The sequence below is a fragment of the Tepidisphaeraceae bacterium genome (assembly GCA_035998445.1).
Taxonomy (GTDB): domain Bacteria; phylum Planctomycetota; class Phycisphaerae; order Tepidisphaerales; family Tepidisphaeraceae; genus DASYHQ01.
This window is the reverse complement of sequence record DASYHQ010000012.1, coordinates 1-21044: the sequence shown is the minus strand read 5'-3', so window position 1 is coordinate 21044 and position 21044 is coordinate 1. Positions and strand designations below refer to the sequence as shown.

Here is a 21044-nt window from a genome sequence, read left to right as displayed (position 1 = left end):
TCCGTCTATGCACGCGACCAGTGATGTAACCCGCCTGTCCCCCGCCCGTCCGAACCGCACCACCGACGCCGCCGTCCCGCATTTCGGGCCGACCGATACGTTCGTCCACCGCCATATCGGGCCCGACGACGCCGAGGTGGCGACGATGCTGGAGACGCTCGGCGTGGCATCGCTGGAGGAACTGACGGCCAAGACCGTCCCCGCCGCCATTCGCCTGCAGCGGCCGCTGAACCTGGGGCCCGAGCGCGGCGAGGCGGAACTGCTCGAAGACCTGAAGAAGATGGCCAGCGAGAACAAGGTCTTCACCAGTTGCATCGGCGCTGGCTACAGCGACTGCATCACGCCGCCGGTCATCCAACGCAACATTCTGGAGAACCCGGGGTGGTACACGCAGTACACGCCCTATCAGCCGGAGATCAGCCAGGGGCGGATGGAAGCGTTAATCAACTTCCAGACGATGGTCGCCGAGCTCACCGGCCTGCCGCTGGCCAACGCGAGCCTGCTGGATGAAGGCACCGCCGCCGCGGAAGCCATGTTCATGTTCAAGGCGAGCGCGACCGATGCTGCGCGCAACGTCTTCTTCGTCGCCAACGACTGCCACCCGCAGACGATCGCCGTCGTGCAGACGCGGGCGCGGTCGCTGGGCATCGATGTCGTGGTGGCGAGCACGGCCGTGCTCGCCGACTCGTATCGCGACGAACAGTCGGCCCTGCGCAACCTGTTCGGCGTGCTGCTGCAGTATCCCACAACCAATGGCGACATCGTCGACTACCGCGAGCTGATCGCGAAGGTCCACGGCGCCGGCGCGCTGGTGGTGATGGCGGCCGACATTCTGGCGCTCACGCTCATCACGCCGCCCGGTGAAATGGGCGCCGACGTGGCGATCGGCAGCACGCAGCGGTTTGGTGTGCCGCTGGGCTTTGGTGGCCCGCACGCGGCGTACATGGCGACCAAACCCGACTACGTCCGCAAGATGCCGGGCCGGCTCATCGGCGTATCGAAGGACGTCGCCGGCAATCCCGCCTATCGGCTGACGCTGCAGACGCGCGAGCAGCACATCCGCCGCGAGAAGGCCACGAGCAACATCTGCACCGCCCAGGTGCTGTTGGCCGTCATGGCGAGCATGTACGCCGTCTACCACGGCCCCGAGGGTTTGAAGGCGATCGCCCGCCGGGTGAACGACCTCACGCGCGCCTGCGCCGCCGGCATTCGACGCATGGGGCACGAGATCGTCAACGCCGACTTCTTCGACACGATCCGCGTGCGCCCCGCGGATCTTCCCGCCAGCAGCATCCTGGCGGCCGCCCAGCTGCGCGGCATCAACCTGCGCGACTACGGCGACGGCACCGTCGGCATCAGCCTCGACGAGACCACCAGCACCAACGAGGTCGAGGTCATCATCGAGTCCTTCGCCGGCGGCAGCACCGCCCGGCTGAACCTCGAAGAACTGGCCGCCGAAGATCACGCCAATCGCAAATCGCAAATTGGCAATCGCAAATCCGAGTTCCTCCAGCATCCGATCTTCAACCGTTATCACAGCGAGACCGAGCTACTGCGCTACATCTTCAAGCTGCAGAGCCGCGACCTGTCGCTGGCCCAGTCGATGATTCCGCTGGGCAGCTGCACGATGAAGCTGAACGCCACCAGCGAAATGCTGCCGGTGACGTGGCCGGAGTTTGGCCGCATCCATCCCTTCGCGCCGGCCGAGCAGACGCGCGGCTATGCGAAGCTGTTTGCGCAGCTGGAAAAGTGGCTGAGCGAAATCACCGGATTCGCGGCGGTGTCGCTGCAACCCAACGCGGGCAGCCAAGGCGAATACGCTGGCCTGATGACGATCCGCGCCTACCACGAGTCGCGCGGCGACATGGGGCGCAACATCTGCCTGATCCCCACCAGCGCCCACGGCACCAACCCCGCCAGCGCCGCGATCGCCGGCTTCAGCGTGGTGGCGGTGAAGTGCGACGCCGACGGCAACGTCGACGTGCCCGACCTGAAGGCCAAGGCCGCCCAACACGCCGATAAGCTGGCCGCCCTCATGATCACCTACCCCAGCACGCACGGCGTGTTCGAGGAGGCCGTGACCGAGATCTGCCAGATCGTCCACGACCATGGCGGGCAGGTGTACATGGACGGCGCCAACATGAACGCCCAGGTCGGCCTCTGCCGCCCCGGTGACATCGGGGCCGACGTCTGCCACCTGAATTTGCACAAGACCTTCTGCATCCCCCACGGCGGCGGTGGCCCCGGCATGGGCCCGATCGGCGTGGCGGCGCACTTGGCGCCGTTCCTGCCCGGTCACCCGGTGGTGAAGCCGGAGAACGCCGGCCGGGAAGCGATCGGCCCGGTTAGCGCCGCGCCGTACGGCAGCAGCAGCATCCTGCCGATCAGCTGGGTCTACATCGCCCTCATGGGCAGCGAAGGCCTGAAGCGCGCCACGCAGGTTGCGATCCTAAACGCCAACTACATGGCCAAGCGGCTCGAAGACCAATACGACGTGCTGTTCCGCGGGAAGAACGGTTTCTGCGCCCACGAGTTCATCATCGATTGTCGTGGCTTCGAGGCCAGCAGCGGGATTAAGGTTGACGACATCGCCAAGCGGCTGATGGACTACGGCTTCCACGCCCCCACGATGAGCTTTCCGGTCGCCGGCACCTTGATGATCGAGCCGACCGAGAGCGAGTCGAAGCACGAGCTGGACCGTTTCTGCGACGCGATGATCGCCATTCGCGCCGAGATCGCCGCGATCGAATCGGGCAGCGCCGACCGCGCCGACAACGTGCTGAAGCACGCCCCCCACACGACCGCCGCCGTCACCGCCGACGAGTGGCCGCACCAGTACACCCGCCAGCAGGCCGCCTATCCCGCGGCGTGGTTGCGCGACTTCAAGTTCTGGCCAAGCGTGGCACGGGTGGACAATCCGTATGGCGACCGCAATCTGTTCTGCACGTGTTTGCCGATGAGCGACGCGTAGTTGGACGCGTGGCTTCGAAGCAGGACGACGACAGATCACGATGCCATACCATGGTCGCTAAAGCGACCCTGCCGGAACTGACACACCCTCTTCTGTAGGACAGGCATTCCTGCCTGTCTCTCCCCCCGTATTCTCTCTTCTGTGGCACAGGCATTCTCGGGCATTCACCTACTTGACGCACTCCTGAGCACGCGCTTGTCTCTCCGGTCCCCTCTCCCGGTACTCCGGGGGAGGGTTAGGGTGGGGGCGTAGCGTACACGCATCCAAACGGCCCCCTCCCTGGGCACTCTCTGACGGATCGCGCGCTGGCGAAAAGCATGTCATCCCGATGAGAGCCTTGGCGACCTGAGGGATCTCCCACGGCCGTGAATCGCTCGTCGTTCGAGATCCCTCAGGTCGCCTTAGGCTCCCTTCGGGATGACAACCACGCAGATAGGCACTCACTTTGATCCGTCAGTCAGTGCCTACCCCTCCCCCGCGAGTACGCGGGAGAGGGGACCGGAGAGACTAGCGCGTGCTCAGGAGTGCGTCAAGTAGGTGAATGCCCGAGAATGCCTGTGCCACAGAAGATGGAAGAAAGAATACGGGGGAAGAGGCGGACGGGGGGAGAGACAGGCAGGAATGCCTGTCCTACAGAAGAGAAAACCGCGGCGCGGCGGCTACTGCTTTTTCTTCCCAATCTTCTTGAGAAACCCACCGAGTTTCTTGCCGACGTTGCCCACGCCGCGGGTGGTGGCTTTGGCGCCGGTGCCGATGGCGTTGCCGGTTTTGCGGGCGGCGACGTCGACGGTGGTGCCGCCGAGCTCCATGGTGACTTTCGGGTCTTCCAGTTTGCCAGTGACGCGCCAGCCGCTCATGGCGTCGGTGGCCTTGCCGATCGCGGCGCCGAAGCCGCCCATCATCGATTGCAGCTTCTCCATCGGGCCGCCGTTAAGGCTGAGGTGGACGTCGCGCTCGAGCGAGACCGTCCCCTTGCCACGGGCGACCGCGACATTGCTGGCGTAGTGGATCTGCGTCAGGCGCAGCTTGTCGCGGCCCATGGTGAACTCGAGCCGCACGCGCTCGTTGGGCTTCGTCGCGTCGGCCTTGTTCATCTTCGCCACCGCCGACGAGAACCGTTGGACCACCGGCACCACGACGAGGCGTCCCTCCTCCAACGTCAACCAGCCACGGCCCCACTCGGCGGGCAGCGTTTCGTCGGCATCGACATCCGATTCACCGTCGGCCATCGCGCCCTGGTCGCCTTCCACTTCATCGGCGGTCGCGGGTTGCGTGACCGGCGCGGCGTCGCCGTCGGTCTCGACCGCCGCAACCACCTCCACTACGCCGACGGGTAAGTCGTCCACGGCGGCGGCGGCGGTCGTCAGATCAATTGCGGGCTCGGTGGTGGGACTGGTGGCGGGTTGCGTCGCCGGGGGCAATGCCGCGATTACGCGTTCCAGCACGGTTAGCACCGGTAGCGATTCGACCTGCACCTCGGCGTTGGCCCGGCCGCTGTACTTGGGCGCTTCATCGGAGTCGACGTCGGCTCGCAGCGTATCTTCGAGAATCATCTCGGTCACGCGCAGCGTCGAGGTGGTCGTGAGGAAATCATCGAGCAGGATCGTGGCGTTCAGGTTCAGCTCCCCCTGCAGCGCCTCGACCACCAGTTCAGGCACCTCGAGCGTGCCACCGGCGTAAATCGCCATCAGCCGCAGATCATCGATGGGAATCTGATAGTCGGCCACCGCGACGTTCGCGTTGGCCAGGTGCACTTCGGTCGATCCTTCGCCGGCCAGTGGATCGGTCAGCGGCACGTCGCCGGTGACCGAGACGGCCAGCGTGCCGCGCACGTCGTGCTCGATCAGCAGTTGCTGAATCTGCGGCGGCAGGAACTGGTCGTTCTCGCGCGCCAGCGTGGCGGCGACGGCGACGTTCAGCCCAGCCAAGTGGAACGTATCGAGGTTCAATTGCCCCTCGACGCGCACGTCGAACAAGTGCGGCCGGCCGAGCGTGGTCGCGAGCTTGTACGACCCGTCGGCGCTCGGTTCGATCTTCAGCCGGCTGGTGATGCCGTCCAGCTGCATCGGTTGCGTGTCGGGCAGGCGCGGGTCGTAGACGACGCGGGCGTCGTTCACCTCCACGAGCCGCATTTCCAGGAAGTCGCTCAGCTTCCCCACGACCGCCGCCACGTCTTTCGAGACGGCCGGCGCGAAACTGGTGGCGCCCTCTTCGGTCACCATCTCGATGATCTGCGTGAAGCCGGCGAACTCGAACCCGCCGGGCGACAGCGAGATGGCCTGCACCAGCGGGCGGTCGATCGTGATCTTCTCGAAGACGAGCGGCCCGAGCAGCGACTTCATCTCGCTGAGCGTGAAGGCGATCGAATCGGCCCCGAGGATGACGACGCGCTTCGCCGGGTCGGCCGGGTCGGGTGCCGTGAGCGCAAGCCCTTTCAGTTGAAAGCCCGGCACGCCGAGCTTGCCCTCGTTGACGGTCGCGCTGATCGTCATGTCATCGATCGGCGTCTGCAGCCCTTCTAGCCCCACGCTCGCATCGCGCAGCCGCACCTCGGCCGACAGTTTGGCGGCCAGGGGATCGTCGATCGCGACGTCGCCCTTCACGCTGAGGTCGAGCTTGCCGCGCACCTCGTGCTTCGCCAGCAGCTGCTGAATCTGCGGCGGCAGGAATTGGTCGTTCTCGCGCGCCAGCTGCGCGGCGATGCCGAGGTCGAGCGAGCGAATGTGGAAGTTATCGAGGTTCACGTCGCCGGCGATCTGCAGGTCGAACAGCGGCGCGCGTTCGAGGCGGGTGGCCAGCTTGTACCAGCCGTCGGCGGTGGGCTCGATGTCGAGGCGGGTGGAGACGTCCTCCAGTCGCATCGGCACGGTGTCGGGCAGGCGCGGGTCGTAGACGAGCGTGGCGCGCGACAGTTCGACCAGCCGCATGCGGAAGACGTCGCTCACGCGGTGCTTGTCGAAGAAGCTCTCGGGGTCGGGCTCCTTCAGCAGCTGCGCAAAGCCGACGAACTCACTGGCGCCCGGCGACGTCGACACCGCTTGCAGCGTGGGGCGGTCGACGGAAATGCGCTCGATGATGATCGGCTTGCCGATCGACGGCACCTCCGCCAGCACCACGGTCGCCGAGGCGGCGCTGATGATGTCGATGTCGCGTTCGGGGTCGGCCGGGTCGGGCGCGGTCAGGCGCAGGTCGCGCAGGCGCACGGTGCCGGGGTACTCGTAATCAAGATGGGAAAACGACAGCCGCGGCTTCAGGTAGGCGTTGGCGATCTGGGAGAACTGCGAGCCGATCCACTTTTCGACCGTGCCCGACCCCTCCTGGCTTACCTGGCGAAACAGGAAGATGCTCGCGCAGAGCGCGATGACGACAACCAGTGCGACCACTCGAAACACCCACTTCATCCGCTGTCGTCCTCCCGCGACGCATCATGCCGAAAGCCGCAACGATCGGCAAATTAATAGAGTGGAATCAACGGGATTAGGACTAAATACGCGAGGATACCGGTAAGTGCGCGCGGTTATATGGACACGGTTCAGGTGCTGTACGCCATGCGTGGGTCGTGTGGGTGTGCCACCGGTCGCGATACGCTGAGACGGCTGGCTTCGAGCGAGGGGGGAGACACAGGTCTGCGAGTACGCCGACCTGTGGCACCCGATCTTCAACTGGGGCTTGGACTTAACTTGCTTGGGCGGTTGGCGCTGGCGCGGCCACAGGCGCTGCGGGCGCTGCGGGCGCTGCGGGCGCTGTGGGCGCGGCATCAGGTTGGGCTTCCTTCCCCTTGCGCCGGCGTCCCTCGCCCTGTTGCGAGGTGGGCGCGACGGCCACACGGATGCCGGCCGCCTCCAGCAGGTCGCGACCCTGACCGGCCTGTAGCAAAATCACCTGGGCCTGGCTCGGCAGCGCGCCTTCGACCGCGACGTGCGTCTCGTTGGCCTCGCCGAGCTTTACCTTCACCGGGGTGACGTTTACCTCGCCGCTTTTCACGAAGACGTAGTGCTCGTCCCCTGCCGCGTACACCGCGCCGACGGGGATGGCCGTCACGTCCTCAAGGCGCTCGATGAAGATCTCGGCGCTCAGGCCCATGCCCGGCTTCACCTCCGTGGGTGTGCGGTCCAGCGTCAGTTCGACGGGATATTCCTTCAAGTCCGGGTTCCAGAACCGGTTGCTGCTATCCGCCAGCACGCTGATGCGCGTCAGCGTCGCCCCGATCGGTTCAGCCTGACTGACGATACGCACCATGCCCCGCTGGCCGATCTGCAGCTTCGACACCTGCGATTCCTGAATGCGAATGACGGCCTTCATCTCCGACGTGTCGGGCAGGCGGAACAGCGCTTGGCGCTCGCGGACGGTGGCGCCTTCCTGCAGCGGGCTCTGGGCGTTGCGGTCGTTGCTGGTCGCGTAGACCACGATGCCGTCGGCCGGCGCCTTGATCGTGCAGGCGGCCAGCTGTTCCTGCAGGCGCGCCATGCGGCGCTTCAGCGTCGACAGCGCCGCCCCCTTGGCCTGCGTGTCGGCGGTCTTCTGCGACAGGTTGCTGGAGTTCTCCCGCTTCGTGCGTGCCAGCCGTTGCTCGGCCTGGGCCTTGGCGTTGCGCTTGGCGGCCAGTTCCGACTCGTGCGTGTACTTCGTCAGCACCTCGTGATCGGTCTTGGCCTTGTCGAGCGCCTGCTTAGCGGTGGTGACGGCCAGTTCCGACTTTTTCACGTCGGCGGCCGTCACGAAACCCTTGGTGGCCAGGTCGCGCGTGCGCTCCAGGTCCTCCATCGTGTTCTTCAGCGTGATCTCGCCCATTTCGATCGTCGTCTCGCCCGACTTTACGGCCGCGGGATACGAGCCCTCGGTGTACGATTGATAATCAAGCTCAGCCAGAACCAGCGCCACCTCGGCGGCTTCCAGGTTGGCGGAGTTGGCGAGTTTTTGGATCTCGATCATCTCCTGCGCCGTCGTCAGGTCAGCCTCGGCCCGCTGAAGTTCCAGCGTGGTGTCCTCGATCTTCTGATTGATCGCCGAGGCGTCCAGCGTGGCGAGGATATCGCCCTTCTTGACGCTAACCCCTTCTTTCACCAGCGTTTGCACGGCGGTCTGCCCTTCGACGTTGCACGAGATCTCGATGTTCTTCACCGCCTGCAGTTCCCCGTCCTTGGCGATCTTGATCTCCATGTCCATCGGCACGACCGCGTACGTCGGGGAACCACCGGCGCCGGGCGCAGTGGTCGCATTGCGGGTGGTCACCCAGTATCCCCCGAGCGCCAGGCCCGCCACCACGGCGGCAACGACGTACGGAGTGCCCTTCAGGGCCTTCTTTGATCCCATGCCGATACTTGGAACTGCAATCTGGCTCATGAGTTAAATGCGTATCCTCGGAGCGAGCTCCGCTGGGGACAAATTGATGTCCGAATGGGCGATCTAAGTACAACGTGCGATCGAGACGTTTATTCTACGCGTTCAAGATCGACTTCGTTTGGAATATTCTCGCGATCCAACGCCCGCCCGATGGCGCCGGCGGCGGGATCGACGCGGAGGGTGCCGGTGTCGCGCATGAACTGCAGCAGCGCGATCTGCACGTCGGCTCGGGCGGAATCGTAAGAGTCCTGGGCTTCCAGCAGCGCGGTCTGGGCTTCCACCAGGTCGCGGGCGTCGATCTGACCCTGCCGCAGCAGTTCGCTGGCGTACTCCAGTCGTCGGCGGGCCAGCGCGATGGCGTTCGACTGCAAATCGAGCGTCGCCTGGGCCGATCGGATCTGCCGTACCGAGGCGCGAACGTCGGCCTCGATGTTGTCGCGCAGCACCTCGTAGTTCCGCCGCGACCGCTCGAACGCGATCAAGCTGCGACGATAGATATTGCGCTCGGCCAATCGGTCGACCGGCAGATCGAAGGCCACGCCAGCGGAATACTGCGACGACCTTGCGTCGATCTGCCGTCCGGGCGTGTTGACGCGGTTGCCGACGCTGGCCTGGCCGGTGAGGTTCAGGTCGGGCAGCAGGCCGTTCTCGGCGTTTTCGATGCCCCGGCGGGCGTCCTCGATCTGGTCGCGGGCGGTCTGCAAATCCAGTCGCAACCGATTGGCGACCGCCAACGCGTCGCCGGACAGGTCGGGCACGTTTGCCTGCAGTTCGACCGGCACGATCTCCAAGTCGGTCGCAACGTCCATTCCCAGCAAGACCTTAAAGTCGTCGACTGCGTTCTGCAGCGTAAGCTGAGCCGTGATCAGGCGCGATTGCGCCTGCAGGTACGCGGCGCTCGTACGCTGAACTTCCAGAAAACGAATGCGGCCGGCGGCGTAGAGGGCACGCGTACGCTCGACCAGCACCTCGTAGTTGCGCACCTGCGTGCGGCGGTTGTTCACCAGATTTTGACGCGTGAGCAGTCGGAAGTAAGCGCTGGCGATATCGACCGCGAACGAGCGGCGATATTCCTCGAAGCTGCGCACGGAATAGACCACGCCGCGCTCCGAGGCGATCAATGCTTCCAGGTTGATCAACCCCGCCCCGCGCAACAACGGCACCGATCCCGACAGCACGATCGCGGCCGACTCACCACTGTCGGCCGAATCGGTCAGCGCGTTAACGAACGTCACCAACGTTTGCGCGACCACCTCACCGCCGTACGGCAGGCGTTGCCGCACCCCCGCCGCCGTCGTCGCGGTTAACGCGGCGGCGTAGTCCACGTCGGCTTGTCCACCCGAGATGCCGAAGCTTTGCTGCACGAACGGCCGCGGCGACAGCAGGTGCCGTTGCAGCGTGACGTCCAACGCTGCCAGGTACAGTTCCTCCATCCGCGTGCGGTACTGCCGGCTGTTGATGGTGGCGAAGGAGAGGGCGCCGAACAAATCCAGCCGCTGGGCTCGCTCACCGGGCACTGGTGGGCCGAGGCGGAACGCGTTGGCCGCCTGTTGTCGGGCGGCTTCAGGACCGACGGCGTCGGCCTCCTCGTCGCTGTCGGGCACGCCCACACCGGTGGGGAACAACTGAACCGGCCCCAACGCCTCGTGCTTCATCTGCACGCGCGACGGTTCAACCGGTGACGGCACCGGCGGCGCAATCACGGTATAAGGCACCCGGTCGTACGCCGCCCGCGACGGGGGCGCGGGGGTTTCCTCCGGGCCCACCTCGGTCTGTGGCTGGTAGTCGAGCGTGGTCTCCTTGCGGTCGGCCAGGATCTTGTCGACCTGCAGATCCGCCCGACGACGGTACGCCTCGGGCGAACAGCCCGACACGACGGCAGCGACAAGAAGAATGGAAAACGTTCTACGCACGGGAGGGTAGAAGTGTACGTAACCGACGCCAGATGTTAAAGCATTACGCCTACCGAACCGCAGATCGACAACATATTGCCGCCCCTTGCGAACCGACGACACCAACATCATCGACCTCACGCCCGCCGAGCCCCCTCGCCGGCCGCGCCCGCGCGTGCCGGTCACTGGGGACGTGTTGCCCGAGTTCCTCGAACCGCCGCGGTCGACCGATTCGTCGGCGGATGCAGGCCAACGTCCATTCGAATCGCAACCGCCCGAGCTGCCACGCCATCAAAACCGGTTGAAGCGCACCATCCTGTTCGGCGCATTACTGATCGGCATGTTGTGCGTCTCGAGCGTGCTGGCGCATTACGGGTACGTGCTTCGGAACTCGCTGTACGACCAGTTCCCGATGATGCGTCATACCGGCGACATCAACAACGCCTTCAACCAGGGCACCGCCGTCAACGATGTCGCCCGACAGCTGGCCGCCAACGAGGGGAACCCGCAGGAGACGCCGTCGCTGTCGTACCTGTATCGCGGGTGGGTGAAGCGCATCGACGACGCCTACGCGAACGGCCGCGAGCGCCAGCGGTACGGGCTGGATTACGTGCCGCTGCGCCTGTTGATCCCCACCTTCTGGGCCCGCAACAATCGCGCCGAAGATGCCACTGCCACCGAATGGCGCGAGGGTTACCCGTTCACCGCGTTCATGTTGAACGTGAACATCTTCATGGCTGCGCTCACGTGCGTGGGGATGTTTTTATTGATCCGTCATTGGGTGATTCGTGGCGCATCCCCGGGACCCGGCGCCTTGTCCCCCTTCGCGCGGGCACGACGGGCCTTCTCCCGATGGCGCGGCACGTTGGATGAATCCGACATCACCCCGCATGGTCGCTTAAGCGACCATGCCAGTACGGGTCTCACCCTGAAGGCTTGGGCGCTCGGGTGGATCGGCGCCCTGCTCGTCTGGTTTGAACCGAACATCCTGGTCGAATCGCACATCTGGCCCCAGTGGGACCTGTGGATCGTGCCGTTCTACGTGCTGGCCGTGTGGTTGGCGTCGATTAACCGATGGTTCCTCGCCGGCCTTCCATTGGGCGTGGGCGTGATGTTGAAGGGTCAGCTGCTGTTCGGCGCGCCCCTGCTGTTGCTCTGGCCACTGTTCGACGCGCGCCCTGGCGCCGCGGGTCGGCTGTTGGTCGGCTTTGCCTGTGCATTCCTCGCCGTCGCCTCGCCCTGGTTGCTTCAGACCGCCAACGCCGTGCAGTATGTCGGCCTAATCACCGTCGTCGGTTTGGTCGTGATGGCCTGCCGCCTGACCGACAGCAAGCCTGCCATGGCGATCGCCTCGGTGCTGGCGCTGCCGGCGATCGTCTTGCCAATCTACTACGCCCCCGCGCCCGAAGCGGCCCGGCCCGTCGGCCCCGTCCTGATCGCGCTCGCGCTGGCCGCCCTGCTCATCGCCGTCCTCTGGCTCGGCAATCGCCGGTCGCTGCCGATCGCCGTGCTGGCGATTGTCTGCGGCGCAGTCGTCCTCTGCGGTTTGTCGTTCGGCGGCACGTGGTCCTGGTGGCACGTCGGCTTTCAACAGGGCACGCACCAGTACCAGGCCATGTACATGGGCCCGTCGGTCAACAACCTCTCTGCCATCCTGCACGACACCTACCGCTGGCAACTGCAGGACGAGGTCTTCCGCTTCGCCCTGCCCCAGCCGCTGCACATCGGCCTGCTCGCCAGCAACATTCGCGATGGCCAGTTGATCGTCACGATCAAGCTGCTGATGACGATCCCGTTCCTCATTGCGATGCCGTTGTGCGCCTGGGGCGCCGCCCGCCACGCCCGCCGGAACGACCCGCGTTTCCTGATGGCCATCACCGCGCCGTGGGTGATCCTCTTCGCCTTTATGCCGCAGATGCACGAACGCTACCTCTTCTGGGGCGCGGTCATCGCCGTCGTCGGCGTCGGCGTGTCGCTGGGGGCCACGCTGCTCTGGGCCCTGGTCTCCGCGATCTCGGTCGGCATGATTTTGCACTGCCAGCTGCCCGGCCACCCCGACCCCTACCGCATCTACCCCGAATGGCTCGACAGCACCCTGCAGACCACCCGCTCGATCCTCGTCTCGTCCCACCCCGGCCTGGGCTACGCCACCATGCTGCTGGCCTGCGTCTACCTCTACCTCGCCTTGGCCCCCAGCCGTCGCGTCCGCCGGCCGGCCGCCGCCCCTTTGTGAACCGCGACAGTGGAGTAACGGCCGATGATCGGTTAAAACGTCCGCCCCGCGCGTCGCGAACGCGCGGGACCTGGACAGGTGTCCGAGTGGCCGAAGGAACGCGACTGGAAATCGCGTAGGCGGGTAACCGTCTCCAGGGTTCGAATCCCTGCCTGTCCGTTCCCCCATCCGATCGTCCCCTCAACGCAACCGCCGGCCCCCCGCACGCGCGTCCCCGGCGTCCCCGGGGCGTCCCAACGATTCGCCCCCTCCCCTCCAGCGTAGAGCGTGTTAGGCACATTCGGGGTCAGTAACGCAAGCGTGACGACGCTGGGGTGCCACGGTTTGGTACTCCAAGCCGTGTCTGCGTGTACCGGCACGGCTTGGAGTACCAAACCGTGGCACCCAAGCCAGTTTCTGAGCTGGAAAGTGCATAACACGCTCTAGCAACGAGACCGCGGCGGGCCCGATCGCGCCCACCCCACCCGCCGACCCCGCGAGTCCCCGAACACGCCCGTCCACCCGACGCGCTATCCCCCGCCCCAGAATCAATTTACGTCTGCCCCGCCTGCCCTACGACACCGCCCGCCCCGCCATGTCGGCTCACCGGCGAACGTCCGAATAATGCTTTTAATTTGAATTTACGAGCCGTAGTTTTAATTTGCGCCGCGCAATTTAGAATTATGACTCTCAATTTTAATTTGCGCCGCGCAATTTAGAATTATGACCTTCAATTTGAAATTGCGCCGCGTAATTTAGAATTATGACCTTCAATTTTAAATTGAGCCGCGCAATTTAGAATTATGACCCTCAATTTGAAATTGCGCGGCTCAATTTAAAATTCAAGCTTAGAATTTCAAATTAATCCGGGTGCCACGGTACGGTACCCCGTGCCGTGTCTTCCCCCGCCGATCCAAAGCGCACGGCTTGGCGTACCAAACCGTCGCACCCGGCTAGTTCGGTTTACGCGCCGCCGATTTTGGCTTGCGAGTCCTGTAACCCGCCGCGAGAATACGCGTTACCGTCGGCTCCCGAAGAAACGACGTCGGCGTGTTATCTTGCGCACGCGCAGGCGAATAGTATTTAGTTGCCGCCGGGGGCATGCCCGATGTTCAAGCGCCGCTACTTCGAGCACTACACGACCGACGGGGTAGAGATAAGGGGTCGGGGTAGAGATAAGGGGTCGGGAGTCTTAGATTCAGATAAACAATGACTCCCGACCCCTTATTTCCGCCGACCCCTTATTTCCGCTCTGCGAGTACACAACCTGTGCCACCCGCCGCTGGCCACAAGGCGCGTTACGATCATTCCGGCGTTGGCAATCGCAGGATGGTAATGTGCGCCCGGCGCAAGTTATCGTGATTTGCGGGAGGGCGGGGTCCGGTTAATAGTAGTTATTCAGCGGGAGGCGGCCCTGTGAACGAGTACCGGGTCACGAAGTACAACCCGGTATTCCGCGACTCGTCGGGGGCGTATACGCGCGATGAGTGGATCTCGTTTGGCGACATAGGGCGATCGTTCGATGGCGTGACGTTGACCCCCGAATCGTACGGGCGAGTCGAAGATGCGTACGTCGCCACGGCGGTCGCGTTCCTGCGCGAAAGTGCCGTTCCGCACCTCACCGTGCGAGCATTGGAGAACAAACAAGGGCAGGCCGTCCCGATTAACGAGGGCGACGCGTTGCCCATCGAGCAGCTAGCGGATGTGCTTCGGAGCCTCCTGCGCGAAGAATTCTGGTGCCGGCTCGAAGCGAACGATGCATTCATGCACGTCGGCTGGGACTACTACATGTACGTCGGCGTGCCGCGTCCGTGTCCTGCGGCCCGACGGGAGGCGGAAGAACGCGGGTTGTACGTCGAGGATTTCGCGTCGCCTTACCGCGGCAATGCGGCCGCTGAATAACCCGCCGCTGCACTGGACCGCCGCCGCGTCGCGGTTACTCTGATTCGAGCGGTCGTCGGCGCGGCCGCGGCCAGTGAACGGCATTCCGTTATCCCCGCGTCTCCACCACCCCTATTCATTCACCGGCCGGTGCGAGCTGTTGGCGGCCTCGGCTTCGGTGACGGACCACTTCAGCGGTTGGCCGGCGACGAAGCGGTGAAGTTCGTCGACCATGTACTGGCCCATGCGCTGGCACTCGCGGCCGACCGAGCCGGCGATGTGCGGGGTCAGCACGACGTTCGGCAGGCGGTAGAGCGGGGAATCGGCACGCGGCGGCTCGGGGAAGGTGACGTCGAGCAGGGCCGTCAGGTCGGGACGCTGCGACAGCACGTCGATCATCTCCGCCTCGCGCACGATCGCGCCGCGGGCGGTGTTGATGAACGTGGCGTCGGGCTTCATAAGGCTCAGGTGGCGGCCCTCGATCATGCCGCGCGTCTCGGTCAGCAGCGGCGCGTGCAGCGAGACGACATCGCTGCGGCGGAAGACGTCGTCCAACGAGACCAGTTCAATGCCCATCTCGCGGGCGTGGGCGGCGGTAAGGAAGGGGTCGTAGGCGATCACCTTCAGATCGAACGGGGCCAGCAGCTTGACGAGCAGGCGGGCGATAAAGCCCATGGAGATCAGCCCGACCGTGCTGCCGTAGGCACCGGGGATCAGGTGGTGGTCGTTCCAGTTCCTGCCGACGTTGTCGGCGGTCATCCGGCGGCTCATGCGCCAGCCCTGCTTCAACGAGTACAACGTGGTGGCCAGCGTGAACTCCGCCACCGGCACCGCGTTGGCCGCGATGGCGCTGGTGACAAGGATGCCCCGCTGCCACACCGCCGGCGTGACGACCGAGCCCAGCGCCCCGGCGCCGTAGAAGAAGGCCTTCAATTGCGGCGCGGCATCGAGGAACGCGGTGTTGAGCAGCGGCGCGCCCCAGCCGCTGAAGATGACGTCGACGTCGGTTAGCAGCGACGGATTCTCGGCGATCGACTTGGCCGTCTGCGGCGGCGCGACTTCATCGACATGCTCGGCGATCGCGGCGCGCTGCTGCGGGCCGTAAATCATCTCGAACGCGCCCGTACTTAGGATGTAAAGTCCACGTAGCTTCGCCATTGGCCATCGACCCGTTCGAACGGTTGTAGTCCCCCATCGCCCCGCAGGCCCCGCCCCATCGGCGGGCGGCCCCGGTGCACATGGCGGTACGTTAGCCGCTGGGTCGATGATTGCCTACGGCACGGGCGGAGCGAGTGGACGCAACCGCACCGCGCCGCCGTCGGAGCGATCGTCACAGCCGCTGCACCGCCGATTCCGGAATCGCGGTGAGCCAGCGCAGCATGGCCCAGTCTTTGATCGAGATCTCGATCGGCTGACCGTCGCTTTCGATGGTGAGTTCGGCGATGCCGTTGGCGGGGTCGGTCGCCTGCGTCTGCACGTTGTCGCCGACCTTCACGGCCACGTCGACGGGGTTCTTGTCGCCCCCCATTGATGCGGTGCGCACGCGCAACCGCTGTGGGCCGGCGGGCGCGGTGAAGCGGAAGGTGACGTCGGGCGACACCTTCACGCCGTCGCGGTCAAGCGGGTCGGCAACCCAGTGCTGGTCCTGCTCTTCGGCCGGCGGAGTGACGAACCCGTAGCCCGCCTCGGCGTTCCAGGCGGCGTCCTTGCCCACCGCGACGAAGCGCCGCGGCGCGCCAAAGCCGCGCATCAAACCGACGTGGGCGGCGGGGCCGAAGTCGAACGCCTGCACGGGCACGTCCGACAGTTCCCGCTTGGCGGCCGCGCGGGCATCGGCTTTGGCGCGGGCATCGTCCACGAGCTGGGCCATGCCTTCGCTGGGTTCGGTAATGTCGATGTACGTCGGCACATAGCCAAGGACCACATCCGCTGTGCTATCGACCTTGGTAGAGCGGCCGAAACCGTCGGTAACGGTTGCCTTACCGAAGTTCGCGGGCACCTTCCCCGCTTCGCCAAGCGTCCAGGCGGTAATCAGTTTTCTATCGCCCTGTTCCCACAGGAACATCCAGACGTTCGGATCCTCCGACGGCAAGCGCAGCCCGCGACCTTCGATGCCCTGCATCTGGCGGATCATGGTGGCGACGCTTAGCCACGCCGGGCGAATGCTGTGGTCGTTGCGCAGCAGCCCCGCGCCGGCGTGCATGGTCGGGTTCGACCCCGCCTCGCGGTAGATGAAGACGCGTTCGACGCCCGCCGCCAGCGCCAGCAGCATGACGCGCGGCACCTTGCCCGCCTGGTGCCACTCGCTGCGCCCGATCGGCCCGCCGACGTCGTTGCCCGTCTCGGTGATCCAGATCTCAGCGCCCGGCTTCAACCGATCGCGCCACGCGACGAGGTCTTCCAGTTGCTCCGGATACGTCGTGCCGGTGGTGGCGGGCCCGTTGCGGCTGACGTTCGGATCCCAGCCGGCCAGTTCCGGTTCCTCGCGGCCGCTGTAGAAGTGGACGTTGACCACGTCGACCAAGTCCAGCGGCGTCTTGCCGTCGTCGTAGCGATACTCGGACAGTTGGCCGACGACCTCCAGGTCGATTCCCGCCAGCCCACCACTGGTGATCGGCAGCGACGGGTCGGCCCGCCGGGCGCCAGCGGCACCGGCGCGCATCACCTCGAAGTACTGCGGCATCGTGCCGACGAACGGACCCCAACCGGGGTCGTTCAGGTTTGGCTCGTTCCAGAGTTCCACCGCGTCGATCAGGCCCAGGCCGCTCTGCTTGTCGTCGCTCTTCAGTTGCTCGGCCGGCACCTTGGCGTTGCCGTAGCGCGCGACGATCTGGAAGATCGCCTCGCCGTAGTCGGCGTTGTCCTTCGGCGGGTAGTTCTCGCGGTTGCGCGTGATGTTGGCCGGCGCGCCCTCGGCCCATTGGGGCACCTGGAAGACGTAGGGCAGCACGTTGAGCCCGACGGCGTTGTAGGTCTTGAAGATCTGGTCGTGGTTCACCTGCCACGGCTGCACGCTGCCGTCGAACGCGACGCGGTCGGGCGTGGGCATGTACATCATCCACTTGGCGTTCTCGAAGCGCATCCACCCGAAGCCGCATCGCCGCATGTTTTCGGCCATCCATGCATCGGGCGAGCTGCCGTTGATGCCGAACCGCCGAGCGCGGTCGGCCTCAACCGTGTCGCTCGGCAACACGTACAAATGCTGCCAGCGCGTCTCGGCGCGATCGCCGATCGTGATATTCATGCCCAGCAGGTACGCGCCGGGCCCCAGGGGTTCGGTGCCCGTCACCTTCAGTTCGGCAAAGTCGCGCGGCGGAACGCTGGCGTTGGCCGTGCCCTTGGCGATTACCTCGCCCACGGTCGGCAGGCTGACGTCGTCGTTGGCTACGCCGTCGTACACCATAATGCTCGGCGGCAGGCGGAAGACGTTGGACGGCTCGCCATCCTTGTGGAACCGGAATCGCAGGTACCGCGCGTTCGTCGGTTGCGGCCACGGCATCGACTGCACCGTGCCCCACTTGCCGTGCATGTCCACCCCTTGCGCGCCGGCGACGGGCTCGAACGTCTGTCCATCCACCGACGCCGACACGTCGACCTTGAAGATCCAGTTCGCATCGCCCGGCTGCCACCGCACTGCCGACACCTCTCGCGGTTGACCGAGGTCCATGGTGGCGACAACCTCCTTGTATCCCCCGCCCCACGGCGTCTCGAAGCCGGTCGATTCATCGCCATCGCCCAGCTTGGCGTCGCCTTTGTCTTCACCGTCCACGGAGACCGTCGACTTCGCGCCGATAGCGTGGTCGACGCCCAACACGGGGTCGGGCATGACCGGATTGGCGTACGTAGGATTGGCCTGCAGCGTGTACTGCACCGCGACCGATTCCGCGGCCGCGCCGCCATTCTCCGCGATGAAGTGGACGGCCACGGGCTTGCCGGGCTCGATCACTTCGGCGCCCAGCGCATTTACCTTCACCCCCGCATCACCCGCACCGGCGGCCACGCGCGCGGTCAGGCCATCCACGTGCAACGCAACCGGCCCCGGCGCGGCAGCGAAGTAGACAACGTGCACGCTGCGCAGCGGCAAATCGACCTTGCCGTTTTGTTCCTTCTGCTCGTACGCCTGTCGCATGTCACCGGCGGTCGGGTCGATCTGCACCTGCCGCCAATCGGCGCCCTCCAGCGGCACCGTCTGCATCAGCGATTCACCATTCGCATCCTGCACCTGAAAGCCGACCGACGCGACGTTGCCCCCTTCCACCGGCGACACCCAAAGCGACAGCTGCTGGCACTCGTTCAACTCGCCACTGAACAGCGGCGCGTCCACCTTGCCCCCCGCCACCTGCGCCACGCCCTTGATCGCCACCGCCGCTGCGCCCAGGCGCGGCTGGACGTCCTGCGCCAGTTCCACCTTCACGCCGTCCACCATCCACGCGCCCACGTTCGGCAGCGATGCGGTGTCCAGCGCGTTCAGGATGCGATGCCGCGTCACCCCCGCCGCCCCCGGCTCCGCCGCCAGCGCAGCGGTGGTAATGCCCAACAGCGCCAGGCTTTGACAGGCCCGGACGATACTCGGATGGCGATGCGGTCTGGACGGAAACATGCGTGGTCCTTTGGAAGATGTCTTCGCAGCTATCCCTTTATACACCGCTTCCGCGAAACTGTTGCGTTCGAGGGTGGAAAGGTGCCTGCCCGAGCGTGGCATGGGTGTCTCGCCCATGCACATGAATGGAACGGGGACGCAAAGTTGATGGCCGACGCGCCGGTTGAACGGCGCAAGATACAAAGTCCCTTGAACCCATGCCACGGTCGGTCCGGCGGCCAATCACTTCAACAGCGACGCCCCGCCATCCACGTACAGTTCCACCCCGCTCACGTGCCGGCTTTGGTCCGATGCCAAGAACAGACACGCGTCGGCCACCTCGAAGATGTCGCCCACGCCGCCGTCGATGCCGGGTTTGCCCTTGGGCAGTTCGACCTTCACCTCGACCTCTTCGGTGTGTCGCTGTTCGGTGCGCTGGCCGATGTTGGTCTTGATCGCGCCGGGGCAGATGGCGTTCACGCGGATGTTGTAGCGCGCCAGTTCCAGCGCGGCCATTTTCATGAAGGCGACCTGCCCCGCCTTGCTGGTGCTGTAGGCGCTAGCGCCGGCGGTTGCGAACGTGCGGTTGCCATTTACGCTCGACGTGATCAGCACGCTGCCACCGCCGGCCTTGCGCAAATGAGGGATGGCGTAGTGAACAGTGAGGTATGTGCCGCGCAGGTTGATGTTCAGCGTTCTGTCCCACTCGTCGGGCTGCAGTTCTTCGATCGGCGTCCAGACGCCGTTGATGCCCGCGTTGGCGAACACGATGTTCAGCCCGCCGAACGATTTCACGGTGCCGTCGATCGCGGCCCGCACGTCGGCATCCTTCGAAACGTCGCACTTGAAGAAGGTCGCACGGCCACCGTTGCGCTCGATCTCGCCGACGACTTGCCTGCCATCCTCCTCGCTCATGTCAGCAATCGCGATGCTGGCCCCTTCCTGGGCGAACCGAATGGCGGTGCCCTTGCCGATGCCGCTGGCCCCGCCGGTGATGAACGCGACTTTGTTCGAAAGTGATGCCATGCTCGTACCGCTCCATATGAAGTTGCCCGTTCATACGGCATGTCGAGCATGATTGTCAGCGCGTGATGCGGCTCAGGTTTTCACGCACGCGGGGCCGCGAGCGAGCTCGTCCACTGAGACGCATGACAAGAGAAGCGGCCGCCACGAGGGACCTGTGAGTTCCTCGCGACGGCCGCTGACGATGTCGATGGTACTTGGCGCGACGTGAAACTACGCCGCCTTGCTGAACTCGCCGAAGCCGCCGTCCTCATCGAACGGGATTGCGGCCGCGGCGTTGCCCTTCGGCGGCCCGACGCGCACGGGCGTCTTCGGCTTGGCCTTGGACGACGCGTGCGCCTTCGGACGCTGCGATACCGACGCAGAACTGGCTCCGCCCTGACGACCGGCCGCTGCGGCCCCACCGACGAGCGCGACCAATTCGCCGACGACGCCCGACAGCTGCTCGGCCTGGCTGCTGAGCTCCTCGGCCGCCGCGGCGCACTCCTCGGCCGACGCGGCGTTGCCCTGCGTCACCTGGTCCATCTGCGTCACCGCCGTGTTCACCTGACCGATCCCGTTCGCCTGCTCAGAGCTGGCGGCGGCGATCTCGGCGATCAACGCGTTCACCCGCTCGCTCGCCTGCACGATCTCCCCCAGCGTCCCACCGACCTCCGCCGCGATCGCCACGCCGTTGCGCGCGTTGGCGACGCTCCCCTCGATCAGCGCGTTGGTCGTCTTGGCCGCCTCCGCCGACCGCATCGCCAGGTTCCGCACCTCCTCGGCGACGACCGCAAAGCCCTTGCCCGCCTCGCCGGCCCGGGCGGCCTCGACCGCGGCGTTCAGCGCCAGCAGGTTCGTCTGGAACGCGATCTCGTCGATCGTCTTGATGATCTTGGCCGTCTCGCCGGCGCTCCGCTGGATGTCGCCGATCGCGCTGCTCATGCGGCCCATCGCCGCGTTGCCCTTGTCGGCCGCCGCCTTCGCCTCGGCCGACAGCGACGCCGCCTGCTGCGCCGTGTCGGCGTTCTTCTTGGTCATGGAGCTCATCTCCTCCAGGCTGCTGCTGGTCTCCTCCAAGGCCGCCGCCTGCTCGGACGCACCCTGGGCGAGCGACTGGCTGCTGCTGGAGACCTGCCCGGCCGCCGACGACGTCTGCTCGGC

Annotated in this window: 10 protein-coding genes and 1 tRNA gene; 4 read left to right on the top strand and 7 right to left on the bottom strand. The window is 65.5% G+C overall.

Annotated elements, in window-relative coordinates:
* The first annotated feature begins 7 nt into the window (after positions 1 to 7).
* Positions 8 to 2971: an aminomethyl-transferring glycine dehydrogenase gene (gene gcvP, locus VGN72_03420; protein ID HEV7298388.1), complete on the top strand. Its 2964-nt coding sequence runs from the start codon at positions 8 to 10 to the stop codon at positions 2969 to 2971.
* 659 nt (positions 2972 to 3630) lie between these two features.
* On the opposite strand, the gene VGN72_03415 is transcribed toward gcvP, so the two are convergent.
* The 3 genes from VGN72_03415 to VGN72_03405 all read right to left on the bottom strand — a co-directional run bounded on the left by VGN72_03415 (position 3631) and on the right by VGN72_03405 (position 10227).
* A complete protein-coding gene (locus VGN72_03415; GenBank protein ID HEV7298387.1) occupies positions 3631 to 6372 on the bottom strand; it encodes a hypothetical protein in 2742 nt (913 codons plus the stop codon).
* 274 nt (positions 6373 to 6646) lie between these two features.
* Positions 6647 to 8314: an HlyD family efflux transporter periplasmic adaptor subunit gene (locus VGN72_03410; GenBank protein HEV7298386.1), complete on the bottom strand. Its 1668-nt coding sequence runs from the start codon at positions 8312 to 8314 to the stop codon at positions 6647 to 6649.
* 89 nt (positions 8315 to 8403) lie between these two features.
* Positions 8404 to 10227, bottom strand: coding sequence for a TolC family protein (locus VGN72_03405; protein HEV7298385.1), 1824 nt, complete (start codon positions 10225 to 10227; stop codon positions 8404 to 8406).
* 85 nt (positions 10228 to 10312) lie between these two features.
* On the opposite strand from VGN72_03405, the gene VGN72_03400 reads away from it, so the two are divergent.
* The 3 genes from VGN72_03400 to VGN72_03390 all read left to right on the top strand — a co-directional run bounded on the left by VGN72_03400 (position 10313) and on the right by VGN72_03390 (position 14320).
* On the top strand, positions 10313 to 12439 hold the full coding sequence (locus VGN72_03400; GenBank protein ID HEV7298384.1) for a hypothetical protein: 2127 nt from the start codon (positions 10313 to 10315) through the stop codon (positions 12437 to 12439).
* 72 nt (positions 12440 to 12511) lie between these two features.
* Positions 12512 to 12598, top strand: a tRNA-Ser gene (locus tag VGN72_03395).
* A gap of 1236 nt (positions 12599 to 13834) precedes the next feature.
* On the top strand, positions 13835 to 14320 hold the full coding sequence (locus VGN72_03390) for a hypothetical protein (protein ID HEV7298383.1): 486 nt from the start codon (positions 13835 to 13837) through the stop codon (positions 14318 to 14320).
* Positions 14321 to 14431: 111 nt separating this feature from the next.
* On the opposite strand, the gene VGN72_03385 is transcribed toward VGN72_03390, so the two are convergent.
* The 4 genes from VGN72_03385 to VGN72_03370 form a co-directional block, all read right to left on the bottom strand.
* On the bottom strand, positions 14432 to 15457 hold the full coding sequence (locus VGN72_03385) for a hydroxyacid dehydrogenase (protein HEV7298382.1): 1026 nt from the start codon (positions 15455 to 15457) through the stop codon (positions 14432 to 14434).
* Between the two features lie 172 nt (positions 15458 to 15629).
* A complete protein-coding gene (locus VGN72_03380; GenBank protein HEV7298381.1) occupies positions 15630 to 18899 on the bottom strand; it encodes a discoidin domain-containing protein in 3270 nt (1089 codons plus the stop codon).
* A gap of 222 nt (positions 18900 to 19121) precedes the next feature.
* Entirely contained in the window at positions 19122 to 19904 is a 783-nt protein-coding gene (locus tag VGN72_03375; GenBank protein HEV7298380.1) for an SDR family NAD(P)-dependent oxidoreductase, read from the bottom strand.
* A gap of 210 nt (positions 19905 to 20114) precedes the next feature.
* Positions 20115 to 21044 (bottom strand): methyl-accepting chemotaxis protein (locus VGN72_03370; GenBank protein HEV7298379.1); only part of this gene is annotated, 930 nt, incomplete at its 5' end.

Coding starts and splice junctions, on each gene's coding strand:
- gcvP (HEV7298388.1), top strand. CDS start 8: ATGCACGCGACCAGTGATGTAACCCGCCTGTCCCCCGCCCGTCCGAAC.
- VGN72_03415 (HEV7298387.1), bottom strand. CDS start 6,372: ATGAAGTGGGTGTTTCGAGTGGTCGCACTGGTTGTCGTCATCGCGCTC.
- VGN72_03410 (HEV7298386.1), bottom strand. CDS start 8,314: ATGAGCCAGATTGCAGTTCCAAGTATCGGCATGGGATCAAAGAAGGCC.
- VGN72_03385 (HEV7298382.1), bottom strand. CDS start 15,457: ATGGCGAAGCTACGTGGACTTTACATCCTAAGTACGGGCGCGTTCGAG.
- VGN72_03380 (HEV7298381.1), bottom strand. CDS start 18,899: ATGTTTCCGTCCAGACCGCATCGCCATCCGAGTATCGTCCGGGCCTGT.
- VGN72_03375 (HEV7298380.1), bottom strand. CDS start 19,904: ATGGCATCACTTTCGAACAAAGTCGCGTTCATCACCGGCGGGGCCAGC.